The following is a 22,642-nucleotide window of genomic DNA, read 5'->3' as shown; positions in this document are numbered from 1 at the left end:
CTAAAAATACATTCATGACTACCATACTTTTTTCTAGTAAAGGACTCCAAATCAACGCGACTGATATCACATTTCCGATAACGATAAACACCTTAGAAACTTGTCTCGATGCTAATTACAGGACCTTCAAAAAAAAGGGTAATACTATCTTTACTTGGGACAGGCTTGGGATTTTGGCTTATTCTAAAAATGGAAAGCAAATAGAATCCTTTACACTACAATTTCATCTAGTGCATTATGATTTTATCCCACAAAATATTTTTACGGGCATATTTCAGTTTAATAATCAAGATGGTATCGAATATTACCTCTCGCACAAATCACAACGAGTAAAATTGTATGATAGCGATGACAGCGGTGCTTTAATTTCGAATGAAATTAGTGCTTCATTTTTAACAGATGATCATACTGTTACTGCTGTCGAAATTAGCGCTTACATCCCCTATGTAAGATGGGAAGGCATCCCTGAAGATAAGTACAAAATTAAACCCTTAGAGGAAGAGCCCATTGTGTTCACCGACTTAGGGTTTAAAATGTCAATTATCGAAGAGTTGATGTATAACAAAGAGTTGTTGCAGCCCAAATTTGACATTTATGAGTTTGCCAAATGGTATAGAAACCGAGAAATTGATATTGACGAGGAGGGATATGGACCAATTAAGGAAGTGGTAACGTACTTCAAAGAGCTACCTATTCCCAAGCGCTTTGCTCCTGAGGTTACTGAAATTTATCAAGATGGTGGAAATGATATTTACATGAATTTAAGTCCGTTTGCAGGTGGTGGTGAAGAGGATTGGGATATAGAAAGTGCTATCGACGCCAGGCAATTTCCTAATTTGAAAAAAGCAACTTTGTGCCATGCTAAAGAGACAGTTTATGATGAACTTATAGCAATGGGAATTGATGCTGAATGGTTGTAGAAAGCAGTAGTTTCAGATATCATTAATTTCAGGGATGGATGCGAGGGACTTAGGTTATAATTTTGTCTTATAAAACAAAAACAGCAAAACAATGGGATTATCAATTATAACTGGAATTTTGGTCGATTTTATAGAAAACGAGCCACAAGGTTACCAAGCTTACGAAGTGATTTTTGAGAATATAAACGCCATATTGGTCAAAAATAATGTAGCACCCTACCAAGAACCAAAGGTGATGGAGACAAGTCCGTTGCAATTTGGAGGTTTTCCATATAGTTTTTTGCATCACTTAAGAAGATTTGCAGCACATACTTGGGAGAATGAAGATAACGAAAACTGGAAGCCAACAGTTTTCTCCGTGGAAGATGAGCCTAGTGCAGATGCTATCTTAGAAGACCATTATTCCTATATGTCTAGTCATCTTTTGACACATTCAGATGTTGAAGGATTTTATATTCCTGTAGCATTACCAGAGGTTCTTTTTGACAATGATGAGTTTCCTGTTCCTGGAGCGATGATTGGTTCGTCTTATGATCTTTTAAGTGAATTAAAAAGTCTTACCACTCACTTAGGTATTGAAATAGATGAGGATAACAAGCTTACTAATGTAGATGAGTTAAATACAATTATTTCTAATGAAGGAGATTTTTGGATTGAAATTTTAGTGTGTGTAACTCTGATAGATGCTGCAAAATTTAGCATTGAAAATAAAACAGCAATCCTCTTTAATTAAATGTGATTAACCTCAGTACTTTCCAAAAACAGTAATAGAATACCAGCATAAAACAATTTTCACTTCAAGCACTATTGAAATAAAATAACAGTAATGAAATTAGCAAATACGGATATAGAAAACATCAAACTAGAATGGAATACGGTAGGAAGTAAATATGCTTCTGATGTAAATAAAATGGTGGAATTTGGAGATACTAATGGTTGGGAAAACTGGAAAGGTCCAGAACCTAAAGATGATAGAGACCATTTATCAGATGCTGTTTTTGAGCTCTTGAAAGAAGCCAATTTGAATAATACGGTGTCTCAATTTAGAGAAGATTTTCCACCAGCTCACGGACCAATGGTCAACTTTATGAAAACCAAAGGGCAAAGTATAGAACAACTACATTTTATCGAGGAGCAAAAGATTCTTTTTGTGGTAGGAACTGCTTACACAAAACGGCAAGCTTATATTCTCAAAGGAAAGATGGTTATCGAACTCGATGCGGCTATAAATGCTATTGGGAAATCCAAAAAAAATAATGTTTTTGCCATTGCATCAAATAATGCTATTGTAACAACGCAAGGTTGGGAAGGTACTATTATAGCACAATTTAATCTTGATATAACAAAGGATTTCGGGATTACAGAACTGATTCCGTTTAATGATGGAGAGAAAGTTTTGCTAATCACTTCTGAGGGGATATTTATTATTTCCACGGAATCTGAAAAAATGATTCATCCATTACCTGATTTGGAGGATGAGGAATGGGAGTCTAACATAGACATGGAAAATGCCACACTTTCAAATGATAACAACTATATTGTTGTGGGAGATCAGTGTTGTGAACACCGAATTTTAGACCACAATGGAGTTGAAATCGCTGATGTAGAATTGCAGTCTTCTTATCCTCATTTTTGTCTTTTTTCGAAAGATGATCAGCAATTGATTAGTAATTCTTGCCATTTTTATAATGGTGTTACCCTAGGTATAGCAACCTCTGATTTAGAAAATGGTACTGTTAACACTAATGTCGATTATGATCCTTATACTTTGATTGATGATGGCATGCGCGTGTATTGTGGTGTAGCCACCTCACAATATTACATTTTGGGAGATGCTTATGGGTATATTAAAGCAATTGATACAATGGGAAAATGTATTTGGAAACAATTTTTGGGATCAACAATTTCAGGTATGACAGTCTCTGATGACGAAGATGTTTTATGGGTAGGTTCCTCGTCAGGAATGCTTCACAAATTAATCCTAAATAAAGGACTTAGAGACAAGCATACCATAGGAACTGCAAAGCATTATGAAGAATTCCGTTTGGTTATTTGGAAAGAGGAACCAATTATGAAATGGTAAAATTTAAAAGAAACAATAAAGATAAAAGATATGAATGAAGATTTGATTGTCGAAAATATTGACCTCGCCGCAAATTTGTTTGCAAAAAACTACAGTACCTTTATAAAAGAAAAACCAAGAAAAGTCACTATCGAAGATGAAGTGTTTGCATTATATAGTTTTGAAAAGATGATTGCGTTAACAACGATTAATGGTATGCAAGTTAGTGAGGTTCGTGCTTTAAAGGCTTATGCGAATACATTAAAAGATATTTTAGGCCCTACTATTTATGACCAAAAAGGTAAGAGTTGGTCTATGTTAATGTTATCTGCAAGCATAACAATTGGAAGTAATACCGAAGGCGATTTGTTATTTATCGACAGACATGACGGTAAAACATTGTACATTTTTCGCCATGACGATGGTAGTTTGTTTAAAACCAAAATGACTTTGTATAAATTAATTAAAGCTTATTCGGCAGTGTAAAGTTTGATTACTTATTGCATATCATATTAAATGCCCAATTATAATTTTATAATTGGGCTTTTAAAGTTTTAAATAATAATCAGTTAATCATGATCTTCTGTGCTGAATTCTTTTTTCAATTTAGTGTAACCTGGCGTTATTAAGTTATTGTATTTTTCTGGATTCATATTATGTCCATTAAAACCAGAGATGTAATATTTTAGTTCTTTCAGTTTTAGTTTCTGAAAGTATTCGGGAACAGCATTTTCAAACTTACAATTATCAATAGAAAGACGCTTAAGGTTTGGTAAATCGGCAATCCAAGTTGGTAAATCGACAAAGTGATTTCCTTCAATAGATAAGGTTTCTAACGTAGTTATATGCTTTAGGAATTCGGGTAAGACTTCAAATTTATGATTGATTAAAAACTCAGTAAGTTGTAATTCTGAAATACTTTTAGGAATGCTATTTACCTCATCAGCAATACCCATAAAGCTTAGTTTTTTTAAAGCTTTAAACTGATTCAATTTTGCATACCCTGCCATACCAAATTGATAACTTAGCGCGATATAAAGCGATTCTAAAACAGGCGCTTCTAAAGTTTCAAGCGTTTTAAAAGAGGTATAACTCAAATCTAGATCTTTTAAATAAGTCAGCGTAACCTTAGGAAAGGTCGCTGTAACTTTATAGTGCGCCATATTTAAGGTTTCTAAATTTGGCATATTAGCGATGATATCCTCTAGATTTTCGGCTTTATAAAAATCTAACTTTAAATACTTTAATTGAGGCGCAGCTTTAGATGTTATAGGCACAGGGCTAGCTTCATTATTATCTAAATGTAAATACACTAAATTGGTACAATAGTGAAGTACATTTTGAAAATGACCGGTATTAGTATAGGCTTTTAGTGTGGTCAATACATCTGGTTTTGGCAAGTATTGTATTAAGTCTTCTTCTGTGTTTTTACATTCGTTAATACCTGAAAAATGAAGAGATTTCGTAATTAAATAGCGAAATAAAACTTGAGGATTTGCAATAGCTACATTCCCAAAATAAGCCTGTTCAGTTTCTAATAATTTTTCTGAGGCAACGTATTCTTTAATGTCAAATAAATGCAATTCTTTAATTTTAGAAGGTAAATTTTCAGCCTCTATAACTAAACTTCTACAACTAATAAAGCACAAATAGTCTAAGTGTTGCAGGGCTTTAAAACCTTCCGGAATGCTTTCTATGCTGGCGCCGTATACTTTTAAATAGCGTAACTGCGTACAGTTTTCAATATTTTGAAATAAGGTTTCCATAAAGCTTCCTTGATGAATATCGATAGCTTTAAGTGTTGTTAATTGCCCAAACCCGAGCTTTACAGCAGAAAAATCTGTGATATATTGGATTTTTAGTTTCTCTAAATGTGAGAAACGTTGCGGATGCGATAACACGTAATTTAAAATTTCGACATCATTAATTAATAATTCAAAATTTAGAATTGGCGCATTTCCTGGTACAATTTCTAAACCATCATCTAAAGTGATGTATTCACAACGTTTTGTAAATATTTGATGGTCTTCAATCGTTTTAATCAATGGAATGGCTTTAAATTTAAGAACAAAAAGCTTTTCTAACTGGTTGAATCCACTCGGAATTTCAGTAAGATTGGGACATTTAAACAAATTAAATTTTTCAAGATTTACTAGTGTAGAAATACTAGCAGGAAGTTTTGTTAAGTGTTCTAGTCTTATAAAATCTAATTCTCTTAAACTCAAAGGAAGTTTTAGTTGAGAAATATCTTTTAAATTGACTTTGTAGAAGCCTACTTCTTCTAGTTTTGTGAGTTTTTCTAATTGAAGCGACTCTTGGAATTCTGTTTCTATGTCGCTTAATGCTAGTTCTTTTATATTTTTTAAAGACCAAAATGATTCTGGAAATAAAGTAAGTTTAGGTAACTCTAAACTAATTTTTTCTAAAAGTTTTAAATTTCCAATATTGCTAGGTAAATACGGGTAATTACCTTCAATTTCTAAAGTCGTCAAAGAGGCAATATCGCAAATCTCACTAGGCAAACCTTTTGTAAATACGTTGTCTATTTTCAATGTAGTTATACCGTTTAAAAGCGAAATAAGTTCTGGATGCTTTTCCAGTTTTTTTGCGACAGTTTCGTCATTAATAGAAAGAGATGAAAACCCTAGTGAGCTATACATTTTTCCTAAGGGAAATGAAGGGTCTATAACACCATAATGAAGTAGCGTATTCAATATTTTAACTGAATCCTCGCCATTTTCAGGAAGTTTATTTCGCGTTGCAAATGCTGCATTAGTTTCTAAGCTACCATGTTCTTTAAGAATTTCAGTAACTTCTTGAATTATTGCGTCATTGCGAGTTACTTTCCCTACTAGGAAAAGTTCGTATAAAAAGGCCTGAGGAAACTCCTTTTCAGATTTTAAGTTTCCATAAAAGCTGTCTAGATTTTCTTTGTTGAATTCCATTATTAGTTTTGAAATGAGCGAATTGGGCTCTTTTTATTTTGAATTAAAGAGCTATTCTACCGTATTAAATTACAGTTTAAAACCTTAAGTCATTAGAGTAAAATATATTATTCTCCTAATGCGCCATGCCCTACAATTACACCGTCTTTGACAAGAAATAAAATGTTTGCTATAGGAGCATTGCCGTAACTGTCATCGTTCCACGTATGTTTGTGTAAAAATATGAAGGTGTTTAAAAGTTCCTCATCGGCGTCTTTTGAAATTACCATCATACACGAGCGTCTTGGTATTGACACTAATAATTCATCTGCCTCTAACATTTGGTGTGCTTTCATCATGTGTTTTTTAGAAAGTATTCGTTCACTCGAAAAGTCATTTCCACTAGAGGTTAGCGCTTTGTTTTGCAAAGCTCCAGAAAATTCAAACTCTGTTGCATAGTTTTCTAAATTTTCAAAAGCTTCTTTTGCAATTTGGTCAGCATCCATCGTTTTTAAGTGATCCTGAGTAAGGAAGATAAAATTATCCGGAGTATCTATACCGTAACCTATCACGACTTCTAAATCATTGTTTTCTGTAGCACCAATAAGTTCAGAATTTAATGCGCCTGCTTTAAGACCCACCCAACTTGCAGGTTTTAAAATAGGAAAGATTTTTTTATCACTTGCTTCTGTTTGTGCTACAATTTGTGCTATTTCTTCTGTGGTCTTTTCTTTTCCGTAGATTGTTTTGCTCATAATTAGTTATTTTCTTTACTACAAATTTAGAGAGGCGGGACAGTTTTATTTTAACCGTATTCCGGTATTTATAATTTTAGTACTTAGTATAATTGTGTGTTACGCTAAAGCAAAAGCAAAAAAAAAGGACACTCAATTGAATGTCGTTTTTTGTAAAGATAGGCTAGCAGAATACTAGATCGTTAATCTACTTTGTAAACCAATTTCATAGTGATTGATGCTGTTTTGTCTCTAGAGCTAGTATTAAAAGTCCCTCCCCAAGAATAATCCTCTCCTGAATTTTGACCCGTTATTTGGAAGATTCCCATCTTAGCTGATTCTAGATTACTTAAATCTCCACCAGAATATTTACTAATGTTTTCGGCGCGTAATCTTGCGTCTTCAGTGGCTTTAGAAATCATTTCGATTTTGAGGTCGGCTAATTTTGTGTAGTAGTATCTTGGTGCTTGGGAATAAAATTCGACCCCTTGATTCAGTAATTCAGTTATTTCTCTAGACACTTTTTCGATTTTATCAACCTCTTTAGATTTGATTTCGATGGACTGTGAAAGTTCGTAACCTACAAATTCTTCACCTGCATATTCACCACTTGCATTGTATAGTTGTTTGGTTTTTTGGTTTGTAGCAACAGCGCTATAAATGATCTCGCCAGTTTTAATTCCTTTCTTTGTTAGGTAATCATTAATTGTTGCTTTTTTTTGTTCCAAGGAAAGGTAGGCTTGCCTTAAGTCAGTATTGACAGACCCAAAACGACCTTCCCATACAATCAGGTCTGATGAAAAATCAGTTGTTCCTAAACCCGTTACTTCAATTTCACCGTCTTTTTTATTTCTATCTGTAAATGCTTTTCCTAGGAAGAAAGAAGAGATAATAATTGCCAGTCCGAAAATGATGGCATTGCTGTAGTTTTTCATAATGTGTACTTTATTTTTTTATTTTTTTAGTTGTCTTCTTTAAGTTGCAATGTAGTTAATTAAATTATTTTAGTTACCAATACGTACCTACAAGAAATGTCATTCTTATAAAAGCTATGACACTTTGTGAATGCAATTCTAATGGTGTTTCTAAAGCGGTAATTTCGTTATCGTCCACAAATACAAGAAAGAGTCCGTCTTGAAAAGCGAGTAAGACATTGTCAATTGCTTTTTGTAGGTCAGCCAACTCAGTATTAGCCAATTCCCCAAATTCGATTTTACCACTTTGGGCTTTTTCTTGAATTTCTGCCGGACTTAAAAAGCCAATCACGTTAACCTCTGTTCGTTTTGCATTGAAAGCTTCTACTTGATTTTTTACACAAGCGATTAATAATTCTTCTAAGTTTTGAGGATTTTTCTCTAATGTAAACGGGACTTCTTTTACTTTCTTCTTCCCCAGTCTTTTTAGTTGTAACCTTAGTTCCATTTGTACGGATTTTTTTTGCGTTAGGGATTGTAGTGGAAAGCCCACAGCGCGGTAGCGCGAGGACTTGTAACAGAAAGCCCGCCCTCACGCCTTTGTGAGGGAACGCCCTAATCCTTTAATTGCTAGCTATTAATTTGTGCCAAAATTGTTGGGTCTTGTATTTTATTGTCTTCGGCTAATAATTTCATTTTCGAAATAATCTCAGCTGATTTCGGGTCATCATCTACAAACGGTAAAAACAAGCGCCCACGATGCTGGCTGTGCACCGGAATAATCGATAATGAGAGTCCGTTTTTACTCACTTGACCGCTTCCAAGATGAATACTATATTCGCCTAAAGTACCTTTTATAAAAATGTGACGCTCTTTGACGGTAATGTTATCAAGCTTGAATAATTTAGCCGAAGCTTCTGCTAGAGCGCCTCGCATTTCCATGGTGCTGTGGCTCGCCTCAGGATCGACGCCACCCACATGCGCTACGCTCACGACAAGGTCTACATCACGCATGATTTCGCTAAAAACCACAGCAGGGATATCTGTAAGCGGAATCCTTTTGTAACTGTCGATAGAGTGAAAACAGACTTCCTCGAGAGTAGGCGCTTCGGCGTCAGCGGGTGAATACCAATCGGCCATAGCATACATTGTGGCTATAAAACCACGTTTGTGATAGACTTTTTGCAGGCCTTCTTCATTGCTTACTGTCCAGCCACGACCTCTTAAAAGCGCGACAGTTTTATTAGGTTGGATTTGGTGTCCTTGGTAACGCTCAGATCGATTGCTATTTTCACGTTCGTCATTTGTGAGTAAATACAACTCTCTAAAAACTTGTTTAAAAGGTTGCGTTATGCGTGCTGCAAACAAATGTTTCTGGTATAAATCCCATTCTATAGCTTGGTATAAATGCGCGGCGTGAGCAATGAGTAACAAATCTTTCTCGTCTAATAAATGCGTTTTACCAGTGGCATCAGTCAAAGTACCGTCTTTATAAAACCCTGAAATTTCTTTTTCAGGAACGCATAAAACTAATTTAGTCAGCATCACTTTTACGATAGGATGCTGCATCATATTATGAATTTCAATTGCGGTAAATTGGTCCTCGTTCACCATTGCATTTTCTAGTGAAATACGCGTTCTACTGTATTGTCTAGAGAGATACATTCTGTGATCTTTTAATGCTAGAACTTGCTTGTCCTTGCTAAGTTTAGCAGGAATATTTTTTAATGATTTACCTGCTTTAGTGACTATTATATCTGTTTTACCAAGTTCATTAATAACCAATTCGATTACTGTATCATCGATGGCAAGCACGGCATTATCCATGATTGCTTGCGTAGCTTTTGCTTCCATTGCCCAGCTGAAACGCACGCGATCTTGATAACCTGCATTTCGAGACAAATTATCTAGCTCGATTTCGACTGCAATAGCTTCGCTTTCCTGACGTTGTTGTCCAAATTGCTTGCTCTCCTTTAAGAAATCTTGTAAAAGGTTGTAGCGTTTTAGTAAATCTTTTTCAGGAATTGTTTTACTCAATGGAATTAACCCTAAAGCACGCACGTAATCTTTATCTCGTTTGTCTTTTATTTTCTTTAAAGCTTCAGTGATTTTAACTTCGCCCAGCATCACGCTAGAATACAATTTTACTTGACGGTGGCCGTTTCCATCAGAAATATATTTGGCTGCATCGTGAAGCAATTTCCAGTTGCTTTTACCCACAGTGGCGTAGGCTTTATTGAACCAGTCGATGTCTATGGCACCAATGGCGAAATCACTTTTAGGGATGTTTGAATACCGAGAAATAATAGTTTCTTTTTCGCTATTCATGTACTCTGAAGCATGCGCTTGAAACCACCACACAGCAGACTCTAAATTTTTAATACCTAAATATTCGCCTACAAAAGTGGTCCATTGCGTAGCATAGCAAGCAAGTTCAATTAAGCGTTGTTTTGTTACTTTTGACTGCTCGGCAAGAGCTGCGAACTCAGCATAACTTTCGGTGTCTTTTAACGTTGTCTTTTTTAGAATTCTGCTGAAAACAGTTTTTTTGCTGTCACCATAATAACTGTAGCCCCGTTCGAAGTTTTCTTTTCCTAATCGTTCTAGGATTCTGAAAACATAATTTACGCCTTCCACGGTTTGAATTGATCTCATAAATGGCGTAGCGGGAGTCGCTAAATCGCCACGTTCTAATTCAGATTCTAGTAAATTAGTCTTTAGATTGGTAAAAACCTGTTTAGGAACGCAGTTTCTTTCGATGTGTTTGTAGTTCATTCGATAATTAAAACCGCCATCAATAATAGTCATTAACTCAGAAGAATTTATGGCTTGAAATAGCAAATCATCATCGTTTATTAAATTCTTTTTGTATAGTTTTAAAGTAAGATCAATAGCTGGAAAAGGCACAATACCCGGTCTTTTTTCTTGCTCAGTTATAATCTTAATATCAGTAGTGGCATCAGGATAGGCAATGTCTTGAGCGATTAAATACATGTGAAGTCCCCAGTATCTTTGCAAATCTTCCGCCTCAAGATATTGAACATTGTTGTGGCTTAAACTAGGTGCAAGAGGCAAAATAATATTCGCATAGTTATAGGTTTTAGTATCGTAGCGGTAATTATCCGATTGAAATTTCATTAACCTGAACTTTTGAGGAAAAGTAGCAATCATGTCTTCGAGGATATCTAGTTTAAAATTAACTATAGTTTTAGTATCTGCAAAAGCTTTGAATAAACTACTTAAAATAGTTCGATAGGTACTTGATTTAGTATGATATAAAGTTTTGTTGTCTAGATTCAAACCACTTAAATCAGGATAATATTCTCTAGCAAAGGACTCTAGCTCTTTGTACTCCCCAAACGGATTCCCTCGATTATTTATATGCCGAATTGCTGCATACATTTCGAAATCATTTAAGTTACTTTTTTGGTACCATTCGATCCATAAATTTGCCAGCGGGATGTTGTGTAATTTCTCCTCAGCGGTAGCATCTTCTTTTAATACTTTAATATCATGAATACCTTTATTGATGTAGGTAGTTTGAATTTCGCCATCATATATTTCAGCTTGATATTCATGATTTCGATTCTCAGTAACGATTGCAATTAGGTTGTTTATTTGTGTTATAATTTTGTTACCATCAATAAAATCTTTAAACTTAAATTTGGATGTTTCTAACATGGAAACGCCCAATCTATCGAAGAAGCTTGTTTTGTTTTCGAATTTAATTTTGGGTAGGTATAGTGGCGTTAAATTGTCATAACTGATAGCACCAAATCCATTAGTGAAATTAAATTCCTCTGTATTATCTGCAAATTTGTCTAAGTAAACTTGTTCGTTTTTAGTAATTTTTGGACGTTCATTATACTGACGAATATGACCTTCAATAAAGTCAGGCTGTCTGTTTGCATCGTGCAACATTGTGAGCATTTCCAAGCCTGCTATGCGTTGGTCAATATTTTTTGAAGTGACTAAATTTGTCACACTATTTCGAACACTATCTACTGGTAAGCCAATAATTAAGTACATTAAAGAACTACGTAAATCTTTATTTTTTCGTTTTAATAAATCTTCGGCAATAGTTAAATCGGTGTCGTAAAGATGCATTTTTGTAAACAAATTGAGGCCTGTTGCCATCACTAGTTCGTTTCGGTTGTAGATGGCTTTTCGTGCCAATGCTCTTTTCCAAGAATATTGATCGAAATTTAAACGCTCTTTATCTTGAGGTTTTTGTTTGTAGTTATAAACTGAGTAGCTGTAATGCTTGGGGAATACTTTTCGAATGTAACTCTCCCTGAATTCTGTTTGTAAATCCTCCAAATTATCGGCCATTAACTCTAGTTGTTGTTCTGTGGCACCGTTTATTAGAAACTGATAAAAATAGCTTGATGAAGGTGTAAAGGACCACCATGAGAAAATTGTACTCTCAAAAGTTTTCCCTTTTTCATCGGCTGTTTTTGCAACTTCAAATAAGCGCTGGAATGTTTCATTTTCTAAGGTAGTAGGAGGTAGGTTGACCGTGACCCAATGATCTATTGCGAAATCCTCGCCAATATGCTCTATAAAGTAGGGAACCAAAGCATCATTTGTTCGTTCTGTAATGTAGATAAAGTAAAGCGCTAAAATCTTCTTATTTCTGTCCTTTGATGTGATGATAAGGTCGAGTGCTTTTCTATTTGCAGTATCAACATCTAAGATTGCTATGGCCCATAAGCCAACTAACACCTCTAAGTTGTCTTTACTGTTAATATAAGAGTCTACTTCTTTTAAATTCAGAATTAAAGATTGTGCGATTTCTAAAACACGGTTGATTACTGACTTTTTAGGAGTTTCCCATCGAAGACCAAACCAAGTACTTACCGCTCTAGTAACGCTACTAAAACGTGCTAAATCATTTTTGAGAATCACATTAATCATGTATTTGAAAGCACTCAAACCAGCTTCGTCTAATGATTCTAAAATTGTTTGTCGTAGCCCTTCTTGACGTTGTGCGGCAAGCAATAGTTTGGCTACCATTTCCCAATGTTGCACATCTTCAGAAAGTAATAGCGCTTTTATGATATTAGGGCTCACGCCACCAATTTCATCTTCCCCTTGAATAATATCATTTAATAGTTCGTCAAATAATCCATCTGCATTGTGCAAAACGGTAGCGAGAAAATAGCTGTTTAAACCTGGGAAATAGGTACTATATTGAAATTGTTCTTCAAGGGTTAGTTCGCCATAACCTGTTCTGCTAAAACGTAAAAATTGCGTGAAATAATTTAATTTATTTCTTAGAATATCCTTCGAAGGTTTTGATCGAAAAGCTTTTCTGTCGTAATCTTTTTGATACGGGAGTGTATTCATAAAATCCCACATAGCTGCTAAGTATGGTGCTTGGATAACACCATATAATTGCATACCTAAACGCATTCCTTCGGGAGTTTCCCAAGGGTTTACAGTAATGGGGTCGTCAAAAACTTCGATAAAATCAGTACTATTGTAATAGACTCTTTTATCTTTTTCTATACTGCCTAGAATCTTTGCTAGAATTCGATACGGTTCAGAGAAGGCCCTAAAGGCAAAGCGATCTACTTCTGGTTTTTTATTTTGGTGGACGTATTTTTGAGCATCTTCAATTGGAATCATGGAATATAAGTCTTTTAAACTGTTTTCAAAATCAACTATTTATAACTATTTAAAAATAGTTATAACGATTTGCAAGATAAAATAAACAGAACTTTTAATACTCACGGTATTTGGGGATTTTTAGCAGTTTTTATGATTCTGTATTTTACGATGCTATGTTAAATGATTGGTAGCAATAGAAATGACTACAATTTTTGGGCAACGCCATTTTCGAATTATTTTATTGAAAAGAATCTTTAATTCATTGTGTCATAAAGGAACTGCTGAGTGTATTACCTTGAATATACTTAGTTTTTCGTCACATTATTAATCAATTTCTATACTTCTAATGAAAGCAAATACTATGAGTTTCACGGACTGATATTCAAAAAAGTGTTTCACATCACTTTTAGATAGTCGTACAATCATTTCCATTCGAAAAAAACTACCTCAACTTTGTCAAATAATTTATTAAAAGTGACCTGCACTAAGCTAGTGATAAAAGCAATTAAATTAAAGCACTACAGATATGAAAACAAATGAAGAGTTACAAAGAGATGTTCAGAATGCCATTCAATTTGAACCCCTTATGCATGCTGCAGAAATAGGAGTGATGGTAAAAGATGGTATTGTAACCTTAACAGGAAATGTCGATCGCTATTATAAGAAGATAGAAGTAGAAAATGCAACCAAAAACGTGGCAGGTGTAAAAGCTGTAGTTGAAAATATTACAGTTATCAATAATGATTTTGTCAAAGATGACAATGAGATTGCTGTTGAGGTTGTATATGCCTTAGATAGTAACTGGTCAGTGCCTAAAGAAAAAGTAAAGGTTAAAGTAGAAAGAGGCTGGGTTACTCTTGATGGAGAATTATCCTGTAACTACGAAAGAGATGCAGCCAAAAGTGCTGTAAATTATCTTATGGGAGTTAAAGGTGTTACTTGCAATATCAAAATTAAATCTCAAGTTCCTGATGGTATTGAGAAAAAACACGTTGAAAACGCATTGGCACGCCATTGGTCTATCAATGCCAAAGACATTACTGTTACGGTTTTAGGTGCTATGGTCACCTTAACAGGTGATGTGACTTCGCTATACCAAAAGGAAGAGGCTGGGCGTATTGCTTGGAATACACCAGGAGTATTGTCAGTGAATAATAGATTAGTAGTAGAATATGAGTATGCATTTGTTGATCAAAGCAAAATAATCTAGAACGTACATAGCTATATGATCAGTAACAAATAGAATAATATGAATACTGAGCTAGCCTTACTAACGTGGCCAGACTTGCCAACCACTACACACATGGGTACATTCTCGAAAATTAAGCTAAAACTATTATGAAAATAATTATTGTACTAACATCTCACAAATTTCTAGGGACAATTGATGCGCAAACCATCTCTCGAGTTGAGGAATTCGCTGCACCTTTTTTTGTTTTTTAGCTGCAGAAGCAACAATAAACATTGCCTCTGCAGAGGTTGTATTTCAGATAAAGAGACAAAAATTAATTTAAGACACGATAGACAATGATACAAGTAAAGAAAGAAGGTGTGGTATTAAGTAAAACGATACTTCCGTTTGAAAACGAAGGTGTACTAAATCCTGCTGTCATAAAAGAAGGCAATTTTGTTCATATGTTCTATCGTGCTGTGGCTGAAGGGAATCATTCGACCATTGGTTATTGCAAATTCGATGGTCCTTTGACATTGTCTGAAAGAGATAGAAAACCTCTTTTAATTACTGAGTTTGATTATGAGTGCCAAGGTATGGAAGATCCTAGAATTGTAAAAATTGAAGACCTCTATTATTTAACCTATACCGGTTTTGATGGAATCAATGCTCTAGGATGTCTTGCTATTTCTAAGGATTTGATTCATTTTGAAAAAAAAGGGGTGATAGTACCACAAATCAGTTTCGAAGAGTTTGATAGATTGGCCGAAGAAGAAACAGCTATAAACCCAAAATATTTTCGATACAATGAACACACTAATAGTTTAGAAAAAGACAATAATAAATATCTAGTTTGGGATAAGAACGTGATTTTTTTTCCGCGAAAAATAAATGGAAATTTTTATTTTTTGCATCGCATTCGACCTGAAGTTCAGATTGTTGTAGGGGTCAAAGATTTAAAAGATCTGACAGAGGTGTTTTATCAAGATTATCTGAGACATTTTAATGATTATGTAGTGCTCAGTTCTAAATTTGATCATGAAATCAGTTATGTTGGTGGAGGTTGTCCACCCATAGAAACGGCGCAAGGATGGTTGTTAATTTACCATGGTGTGAAAGATGGTGCTGAAGGTTTCATTTATGCAGGATGTGCTGCCTTATTAGATCTCGAAAATCCACAAAAAGAGATTGCTAGACTTCCTTATCCACTTTTTAAGCCAGAATTAGATTGGGAATTAAACGGCGAAGTTAATAATGTTTGTTTTCCAACAGGTACCGCACTTTTTGAGGATACTTTATATATCTATTATGGCGCTGCAGATGAAAGAATTGCCTGTGCCTCTGTTTCCTTTTCAGGATTGCTAAATGAATTAATACTTTATAAAAAAGAAGATGATAAATAACGTAAGATTAAAGCATAATGATGCATTTGTAGTTGTAAACGAACCTCTAATTAACTCGATAGCGACTACTAAACAAATAGTTAAAACCAACAGTAGATCTGAAGTATTATTTATAACTTCTTATCCACCACGCGAGTGCGGCATTGCTACCTATTCACAAGATTTAATTTTTGCATTAAATAACAAATTCGAAAACACATTTGATATAAAAATAGCAGCATTAGAAACAAAGAAAAATAAATACAGCTATGGAAAAAAAGTGGTAGCTGTTTTAGAAACAGATAATGAAAATTCCTATCGTGAACTTGCAGCGCAAATCAACAACAACACATCGCTAGAGTTAGTTCTTATTCAGCATGAATTTGGACTATTTAGAACAAATGAAGCTGATTTTATTGATTTTTTAAAGTCTATAAATAAGAGTATTATCATTGTTTTTCATACGGTTTTACCTAATCCTGATGCGGCATTGAGAGAGAATGTTGCACAAATTAATGCAAGTGTTGACTCATTTATAGTAATGACAAAAAACTCAGCAAAATTACTGCATCAGGATTATGGAATTTCAATGGATAAAATTACTGTTATTCCTCACGGCATCCACTTAGTGAAGTACATAGATAAGGAAATTTTAAAAGAAAAATACAATTTATTAGGCAGGAAGGTAATCTCTACATTTGGTTTATTAAGCTCAGGTAAATCTATCGAAACAACACTAGATGCAATGCCTGCTATCATTGCAAAAAGTCCAAATGTTTTGTTTTTGATTATAGGTAAAACACATCCCTCTGTGGTTTTGGAAGAGGGAGAAAAATACCGTGAGGGTTTAGAACATAAAATTGAAACCTTAGGGCTGCAGCAGCATGTGAAATTTATTAATTCTTTTCTGCCACTTGATGAACTGTTAGATTATTTACAACTTACAGATATTTATCTATTCACGTCAAATGATCCTAATCAGGCGGTTAGTGGTACGTTTTCGTATGCAATAAGTTGTGGTTGTCCTGTAATTTCAACGCCAATACCACATGCAAATGAGTTAATCAAAAACAAAGGAGGATTGACAATCAATTTTGGTGACTCAAATCAATTAGTTAAAAAAGTAACCTTATTGCTCGATAATCCAAAGTTGCGTAAGGAAATTTCAAGTAATGGTATTCATAAAATGGCGCCAACAGCTTGGGAAAATTCTGCAATTGCACATGCTACTTTATTTAAAAAATTTATTGATAAAAAAATTAGACTGCAATATATTACTCCTAAGATCAATTTAAACCATTTGAAAGAACTGACTACATCATTTGCTATGATTCAATTCTCAGTAATTAACAAACCCGATTTTAAAAGTGGGTATACGCTTGATGATAATGCGAGAGCTTTAGTAGCTATGTGCCAGCATTTTGAATTAACAAATGATCTTGAAGACTTAACTTATATCAACCGATATTATGAGTTTATTCATTTTTGCCAACAAAAAGACGGTACTTTTTTAAATTATGTAGCTACAGATAAAAAATTTACAGAACAAAATAGTGAAAATCTTGAAGATTCAAATGGTCGGGCAATATGGGCGTTGGGATTTTTGCTTTCGATGCACGAAATACTGCCAAAATCATTAATCATAAATGCAAAGCATACCATGCAAGCTGCCTTGATAGGTGCCGTATCCATGCATTCCACAAGAGCTATGGCTTTTACGATAAAAGGAATTTATTACAGTAATAAAAAAGTAATGAGTTTTGAATATAAAGCATTGATAAAATTATTAGCTAATCGCTTGATGCAAATGTACAAGCACGAATTAAAACCAAATTGGCATTGGTTTGAAAGCTATATGACGTATGGCAATAGTATTTTACCAGAAGCAATGCTCTGTGCTTACCTTGCTACTGGAGAAATAGTTTATAAAGAGATAGCAAAAACATCATTTGATTTTTTATTAACTAAAATTATGTCAGATGATAGCATTACAGTTATTTCAAATAAAGGGTGGTTACACCATAATGCTCCAGTGAAAGAGAAAATACTTGGCGGCGAGCAACCCATCGATGTGGCTTATACCATCCTGGCTCTAGCAAAATTCTACGAAACTTTTAGATGTGATCGCTATCAGCAAGCTATGGAAATGGCATTTAGTTGGTTTTTAGGTAATAATCACCTGCACAAAATTATCTACAATCCGTGTACAGGAGGTTGTTATGATGGACTAGAAGATAGTTATGTCAATCTTAATCAAGGAGCAGAGTCAACAGTAAGTTATTTAATGGCAAGATTAACCATGGAAAAATTAAAAAGGGAGATGCATGATAAGAGCATGACGATTAAAAATCGAAGTGTAATGTTAACCAATTAAAAAATGGGTAACTCCTAATGAGAATTTTAAAGAATCAGGTACCAGTAATTTATCAATACAATTAGTAATATGAAACCAACAAGAAATATTTTCAAATCACCAGAATCACAGCAAAGTAATTTAGATCGAATGCACTATGCACCAAGCGATGATATCTTTAATAAACTTACAGAGAAACAAGATATTGATCCAGAAAATATTTTGAAAAAAAAGTTCATTATTAAGCCTCGAAACAACAAATGGAACGAAAAGGATTTTATTGAAGATGTTTCCGGTTCTGACTTAGATATTCCAGGTTCTGAACTTGACGATGCAATGGAACAAATTGGTAGTGAAGACGAAGAAAATAATGGGTATAGTTTGGGTGGCGATGCGCACAATGATTTGGACGAAGATTAAGTAAATCAATAGCGTTTGGTTTTTAAAGATAAAAAAACTTAACAATTATGGTTGTAATTAAATTCAACAATCTATCAGCAGTAGGAAGCACTCCTTATCGAGAATACACAAATGTATCATTTGGTTTTATAATTTACTAGACTCGCATTAAGGCTGCAAATAAAATGAAATACGACATGAAATAAGCTGTATTACAATTCATATGAATATAATATTAATTGTTCCAGGAGATTAAAATTCACCTAAAAATTTCAAATCAGTCAGGTCCTAACCAAATAATATTTATCTATTTAAAAAAATAATCATGGTAGCTTTTATAAAAGAGCAGTTCACTCAAGCTGGAAAATTTTCTTTTTTTATTGCAAGATTTTTTAGAGAACTAGTTACTCCTGTTTTTCAGTTTAATGAATTTGTAAGACAATGCTATACCATTGGGTACAAATCCATACCCCTTGTTAGTATTACAGGTTTTATTATGGGCTTAGTACTGACCATACAGTCAAGACCAACAATGACAAAATTTGGTGCAGAATCTTGGTTGCCCAGTATGGTTTCACTTTCACTAATAAGAGAAATTGCACCAGTGATTACAGCTTTAATTTGTGCAGGGAAGATTGCTTCTGCCATTGGTGCCGAAATTGGATCTATGAAAGTTACTTCACAACTCGATGCTATGGAAGTTTCTGCAATAAATCCTTTTAAATATCTAGTGGTTACTAGAATTTTAGCCACCTCTTTAATGGTTCCTTTACTTGTTATTATTGCTGATTTAGTGGGGATTTATGGTGGGTATATTGGGTATAACGTGCACAGCAGTATTAGCTTAATGCGCTATTTCTCAGATGTTGTTGAGCATCTTGATTTTATAGACCTTTTACCAGCGACCATAAAAACTTTCTTTTTTGGATTTTTCATTGGTGTTATAGGTTGTTACAAAGGATTTAATGCTTCAGGCGGAACCGCAAGTGTAGGCCAAGCAGCTAATTCGGCAGTAGTCACCGCTTCACTGTCAATTTTTATTTTGGATATGCTTGCAGTTCAAATAACCGATTTATTTTTCTAAAACTATGCAAGAACAACCCATCATAAATATCAAAAAACTCACTAAATCCTTTGGTAAAAACAACGTATTAAGAGGCATTGACTTAACTGTGAACAAAGGAAATAATTTAGTCATTCTTGGTCGTTCAGGTTCTGGTAAATCAGTAACGATCAAATGTGTAGTAGGATTGCTAAAAGTTGATAAGGGAATAATAGACGTCTTTGGAACCGATGTAACAAAATTAAACTACAAGGAACTCAATAAAATACGGTTGAGAATTGGGTTTTTGTTTCAAAATGGTGCCTTATATGATTCGATGTCTGTAAGAGACAATTTAGCTTTTACGTTAAAACATCATACTAAGGATTTACCAAAAGAGGAGGTTGAAAAACAGATCATCGAAGCATTAGAAAATGTTGGTCTTGAAGAAGCTATAGATAAAATGCCTTCTCAATTATCGGGAGGTATGATTAAACGTATCGGTCTGGCAAGAACTTTAATCATCAAACCAGAAATTATTCTCTATGATGAACCTACGGCAGGACTGGATACCATAACTGGTAAAGAAATTAGTGAATTGATCTTATCGGTTCAAGAAAAATACAAAACTACTTCGATAGTTATAACACATGACATTATTTGTGCAAAAATGACCGCTAATAGAATCATAATTATAAAAGATGGATTGATACATGTCCAAGGAAGTTTTGAAGAACTTAAAAACAGTTCTGATGAATGGGTGCGCTCTTTTTTTGAATATGAATAAATTACAAATAGCATAAATACAGTTTTTAAAATAAATCTAATGGAAAATAAAATTATAAAAGCGTGGAAACTTGGGATGTTTGTAGCGCTATCGCTTACGGTGTTCTTGGTTGCTATTTATTTCATTGGCAAAAGCCAAAATCTTTTTGGAACAACCTTCCATTTGGAAGCAAAATTTAAGAATGTAAGCGGTCTCCAAATAGGTAATAATGTACAACTTTCAGGAATCAACATTGGAACGGTGAAAGAAATTGAATTCGTTTCTGATTCTATTGTAATGGTTAATATGGTGATTCGTTCTGAAATTCAACAGTATATCAAGACAGATGCCTCTGCAACCATTGGTTCTGATGGATTGATGGGCGATAAAGTATTGATGATTGCTGCAGGAAGTGCATCACAAGAAATTGTAAAAGATCATTCTCTAATAAAATCTACTGAAGCCGTAGGAATGGAGGACTTGATGAACGGACTCAAAAAGAGTATTGATAATGCCGAGATTATTACCAAAGAGTTATCAGAATTCAGTTATAAAATCAATAACGGCAGAGGTGCTTTATCAAAGGTGCTAACCGATGAAGAGTTTTCTAAAAGCATAGATCGAACATTACAAAATCTCGAAACCGGAACTGACGAATTTGTAGTTTTTACTAAAAAAATGAACGATAAAAATGGTTCTTTATCTAAAGTTATGACTGACCCCGTTTATGCTAGAAGTCTAAAGAAAACCTTATCAAAGTTTGAAAAAAGTGCTGCCGATATAAATGTTTTTACAGCCAAGTTAAAGAATGATAAAGGGATCGTGTCCAAATTACTTTCGGATGAAAAAATGGCTAATGATCTAGATTCAATTGTAACAAACACGAGAACAGCAACAGAAAAACTGAATGAGTTAGAAGAAGCTGCAAAACATAATTTTCTCCTAAGAGGTTTTTTTAGGAAAAAAGAAAAAGCCAAAGATAAAATGGAAGCCAATAAAAATCACTAATGGTATTATATAAATTATAGAAATAGCCTTTTTAATGTAATTATTACGAACGCAATTATCTTGATAATATAATACTGATCTTAGGCATCGGCTTACTAATCATGGAGACAGCTTCATTGAAAGGTTTATACCTTTTAATAATTTGCTCATCACTCAAATCAAGCCTTTTTTTTACAAAGAGGGACGGAGGAAATAATAAGAATATAAACTCATATTTTTAATTGAATTTTTGCACCAAATTAAAGTGATGAATATCACTTTTTTAACCACGCTGCGTCATTTCATGAGTAGTCTTTAAGGCGCATCTTTGTTCAGGAATTCAAAATGAAGAGCTTTAAATACAGTATTATGAAAAACAGTATTGAAATCACAGCCCAAAATAGAAAAGGTGTTGCAGGAGATCTAGGAAAGATCTTGGCAGATGAATATGTATTATATACCAAAACTAGACACGCACAGTGGAATATTGAAGGCCCTAACTTTCTTGACAAGCACAAATTCTTTGAAGCTCAGTTTGGCGAACTAAATGGCATGATTGATAACATTGGTGAACGCATACGCACTTTAGGGCATTATGTAGATGCGATGCTCAAAGCATTTCTCAGCGTGACACAGTTTACTGCACAAAAGCGAGAAAAGAATGACAGTCAAGGTTACTTAAAAGAATTATTAATGGACCATGAAACATTGATCATGTCCTTAAGAGTTAATATTCCTGTTTTTGCTAACGAGTACCATGACTTAGATAACAGCGATTTTATTACAGGACTTGTAGAAACACATGAAAAAATGGCTTGGTTTTTACGCTCACATTTAAATAATTAAATTATGATGGAATATAACAATTACAGTTACGTAGGAATGCACTTGATATGGTGGTTTGTTTGGATGGTATTATTATTTTGGATTTTTGCTAGTCCATTTAACATCCCTGGACAAAGAGCCAGAAAAGATACACCACTTGATGTATTAAAGAAACGTTTAGCATCAGGAGAAATTGGTAGAGAAAAGTATCAGGAAATCAAAAAAACACTTGAACTTAAATAATCACAAAACCAAACGGTATTATGATGAAAAAAAATATGGGAACAGTTGACAAAACAGTAAGAGTACTAATTGCAGTAGTTTTTATAGGCTTATACTTCGCCAATGTAATTACAGGAACAGTGGGTATCGCTCTTTTAATGTTTGCTGGAGTTTTTATCCTTACTGGTTTTATAAGTTTTTGTCCGTTGTATTATCCGTTTGGATTCTTTTCGAATAAAAGAATGGAAGACAGAACGTAAACAAAAACTTCTGATAACGAGCTAGTAATTACTATGACTTTATTACATAGCATGATAACCGTTGCTAC

General features: G+C 34.1%; 19 protein-coding genes. 14 read left to right on the top strand and 5 right to left on the bottom strand.

Annotation, left to right across the window (positions count from 1 at the left end; genetic code table 11):
* Positions 1–14: 14 nt before the first annotated feature.
* The 4 genes from H603_RS0103055 (at position 15) to H603_RS0103040 (ending at position 3,468) form a co-directional block, all read left to right on the top strand.
* Positions 15–920, top strand: a complete 906-nt coding sequence (locus tag H603_RS0103055) for a DUF6892 domain-containing protein (RefSeq protein ID WP_026707195.1) — start codon at positions 15–17, stop codon at positions 918–920.
* A 91-nt stretch (positions 921–1,011) separates the two neighbouring features.
* Positions 1,012–1,653 (top strand): hypothetical protein, encoded by a 642-nt coding sequence (locus H603_RS0103050; protein ID WP_026707194.1) that lies wholly within the window; start codon positions 1,012–1,014, stop codon positions 1,651–1,653.
* Between the two features lie 93 nt (positions 1,654–1,746).
* Positions 1,747–3,003 carry a hypothetical protein gene (locus tag H603_RS0103045; RefSeq protein WP_026707193.1) on the top strand — a complete coding sequence of 419 codons (1,257 nt, stop codon included), beginning with the start codon at positions 1,747–1,749 and terminating at the stop codon, positions 3,001–3,003.
* A gap of 30 nt (positions 3,004–3,033) precedes the next feature.
* Complete coding sequence (locus H603_RS0103040) at positions 3,034–3,468, top strand: hypothetical protein (RefSeq protein WP_026707192.1); 435 nt, start codon at positions 3,034–3,036, stop codon at positions 3,466–3,468.
* An 83-nt stretch (positions 3,469–3,551) separates the two neighbouring features.
* Here H603_RS0103040 and H603_RS0103035 read toward each other — a convergent pair whose 3' ends face one another.
* The 5 genes from H603_RS0103035 to H603_RS0103015 form a co-directional block, all read right to left on the bottom strand.
* Positions 3,552–5,927 carry a leucine-rich repeat domain-containing protein gene (locus tag H603_RS0103035; protein WP_026707191.1) on the bottom strand — a complete coding sequence of 792 codons (2,376 nt, stop codon included), beginning with the start codon at positions 5,925–5,927 and terminating at the stop codon, positions 3,552–3,554.
* Between the two features lie 107 nt (positions 5,928–6,034).
* The gene (locus tag H603_RS0103030) at positions 6,035–6,661 is read right to left on the bottom strand and encodes a DUF1444 family protein (RefSeq protein WP_026707190.1); all 627 of its coding nucleotides are present in this window, start codon (positions 6,659–6,661) and stop codon (positions 6,035–6,037) included.
* A gap of 182 nt (positions 6,662–6,843) precedes the next feature.
* Entirely contained in the window at positions 6,844–7,575 is a 732-nt protein-coding gene (locus tag H603_RS0103025; RefSeq protein ID WP_026707189.1) for an SIMPL domain-containing protein, read from the bottom strand.
* A gap of 73 nt (positions 7,576–7,648) precedes the next feature.
* Positions 7,649–8,062, bottom strand: a complete 414-nt coding sequence (locus H603_RS0103020) for a hypothetical protein (RefSeq protein ID WP_026707188.1) — start codon at positions 8,060–8,062, stop codon at positions 7,649–7,651.
* 122 nt (positions 8,063–8,184) lie between these two features.
* On the bottom strand, positions 8,185–13,185 hold the full coding sequence (locus H603_RS0103015) for a DUF4132 domain-containing protein (RefSeq protein WP_026707187.1): 5,001 nt from the start codon (positions 13,183–13,185) through the stop codon (positions 8,185–8,187).
* A 508-nt stretch (positions 13,186–13,693) separates the two neighbouring features.
* Here H603_RS0103015 and H603_RS0103010 point away from each other — a divergent pair.
* The 10 genes from H603_RS0103010 to H603_RS0102960 all read left to right on the top strand — a co-directional run bounded on the left by H603_RS0103010 (position 13,694) and on the right by H603_RS0102960 (position 22,574).
* Positions 13,694–14,377, top strand: coding sequence for a BON domain-containing protein (locus tag H603_RS0103010; protein WP_026707186.1), 684 nt, complete (start codon positions 13,694–13,696; stop codon positions 14,375–14,377).
* Positions 14,378–14,694: 317 nt separating this feature from the next.
* Positions 14,695–15,741 (top strand): glycoside hydrolase family 130 protein, encoded by a 1,047-nt coding sequence (locus tag H603_RS0103000; protein WP_026707185.1) that lies wholly within the window; start codon positions 14,695–14,697, stop codon positions 15,739–15,741.
* Complete coding sequence (locus H603_RS16365) at positions 15,731–18,094, top strand: glycosyltransferase (protein ID WP_051219125.1); 2,364 nt, start codon at positions 15,731–15,733, stop codon at positions 18,092–18,094. The genes H603_RS0103000 and H603_RS16365 overlap by 11 nt, the downstream gene beginning before the upstream one ends.
* A gap of 69 nt (positions 18,095–18,163) precedes the next feature.
* Positions 18,164–18,493 carry a hypothetical protein gene (locus H603_RS0102990; protein WP_026707184.1) on the top strand — a complete coding sequence of 110 codons (330 nt, stop codon included), beginning with the start codon at positions 18,164–18,166 and terminating at the stop codon, positions 18,491–18,493.
* A gap of 304 nt (positions 18,494–18,797) precedes the next feature.
* Positions 18,798–19,556, top strand: a complete 759-nt coding sequence (locus H603_RS0102985) for an MlaE family ABC transporter permease (protein WP_026707183.1) — start codon at positions 18,798–18,800, stop codon at positions 19,554–19,556.
* 4 nt (positions 19,557–19,560) lie between these two features.
* A complete protein-coding gene (locus H603_RS0102980) occupies positions 19,561–20,301 on the top strand; it encodes an ABC transporter ATP-binding protein (RefSeq protein WP_051219124.1) in 741 nt (246 codons plus the stop codon).
* A gap of 39 nt (positions 20,302–20,340) precedes the next feature.
* Positions 20,341–21,288 (top strand): MlaD family protein, encoded by a 948-nt coding sequence (locus H603_RS17045; protein ID WP_051219123.1) that lies wholly within the window; start codon positions 20,341–20,343, stop codon positions 21,286–21,288.
* Positions 21,289–21,636: 348 nt separating this feature from the next.
* Positions 21,637–22,113: a Dps family protein gene (locus H603_RS0102970; RefSeq protein WP_026707181.1), complete on the top strand. Its 477-nt coding sequence runs from the start codon at positions 21,637–21,639 to the stop codon at positions 22,111–22,113.
* Positions 22,114–22,116: 3 nt separating this feature from the next.
* Positions 22,117–22,335 (top strand): SHOCT domain-containing protein, encoded by a 219-nt coding sequence (locus H603_RS0102965; protein ID WP_316930247.1) that lies wholly within the window; start codon positions 22,117–22,119, stop codon positions 22,333–22,335.
* 20 nt (positions 22,336–22,355) lie between these two features.
* Positions 22,356–22,574 carry a YgaP family membrane protein gene (locus tag H603_RS0102960; RefSeq protein ID WP_394359119.1) on the top strand — a complete coding sequence of 73 codons (219 nt, stop codon included), beginning with the start codon at positions 22,356–22,358 and terminating at the stop codon, positions 22,572–22,574.
* The last annotated feature ends 68 nt before the right edge of the window (positions 22,575–22,642 follow it).

This window comes from Flavobacterium frigidarium DSM 17623 (assembly GCF_000425505.1).
GTDB lineage: Bacteria > Bacteroidota > Bacteroidia > Flavobacteriales > Flavobacteriaceae > Flavobacterium > Flavobacterium frigidarium.
This window is presented reverse-complemented; position numbering and strand designations above follow the sequence as displayed.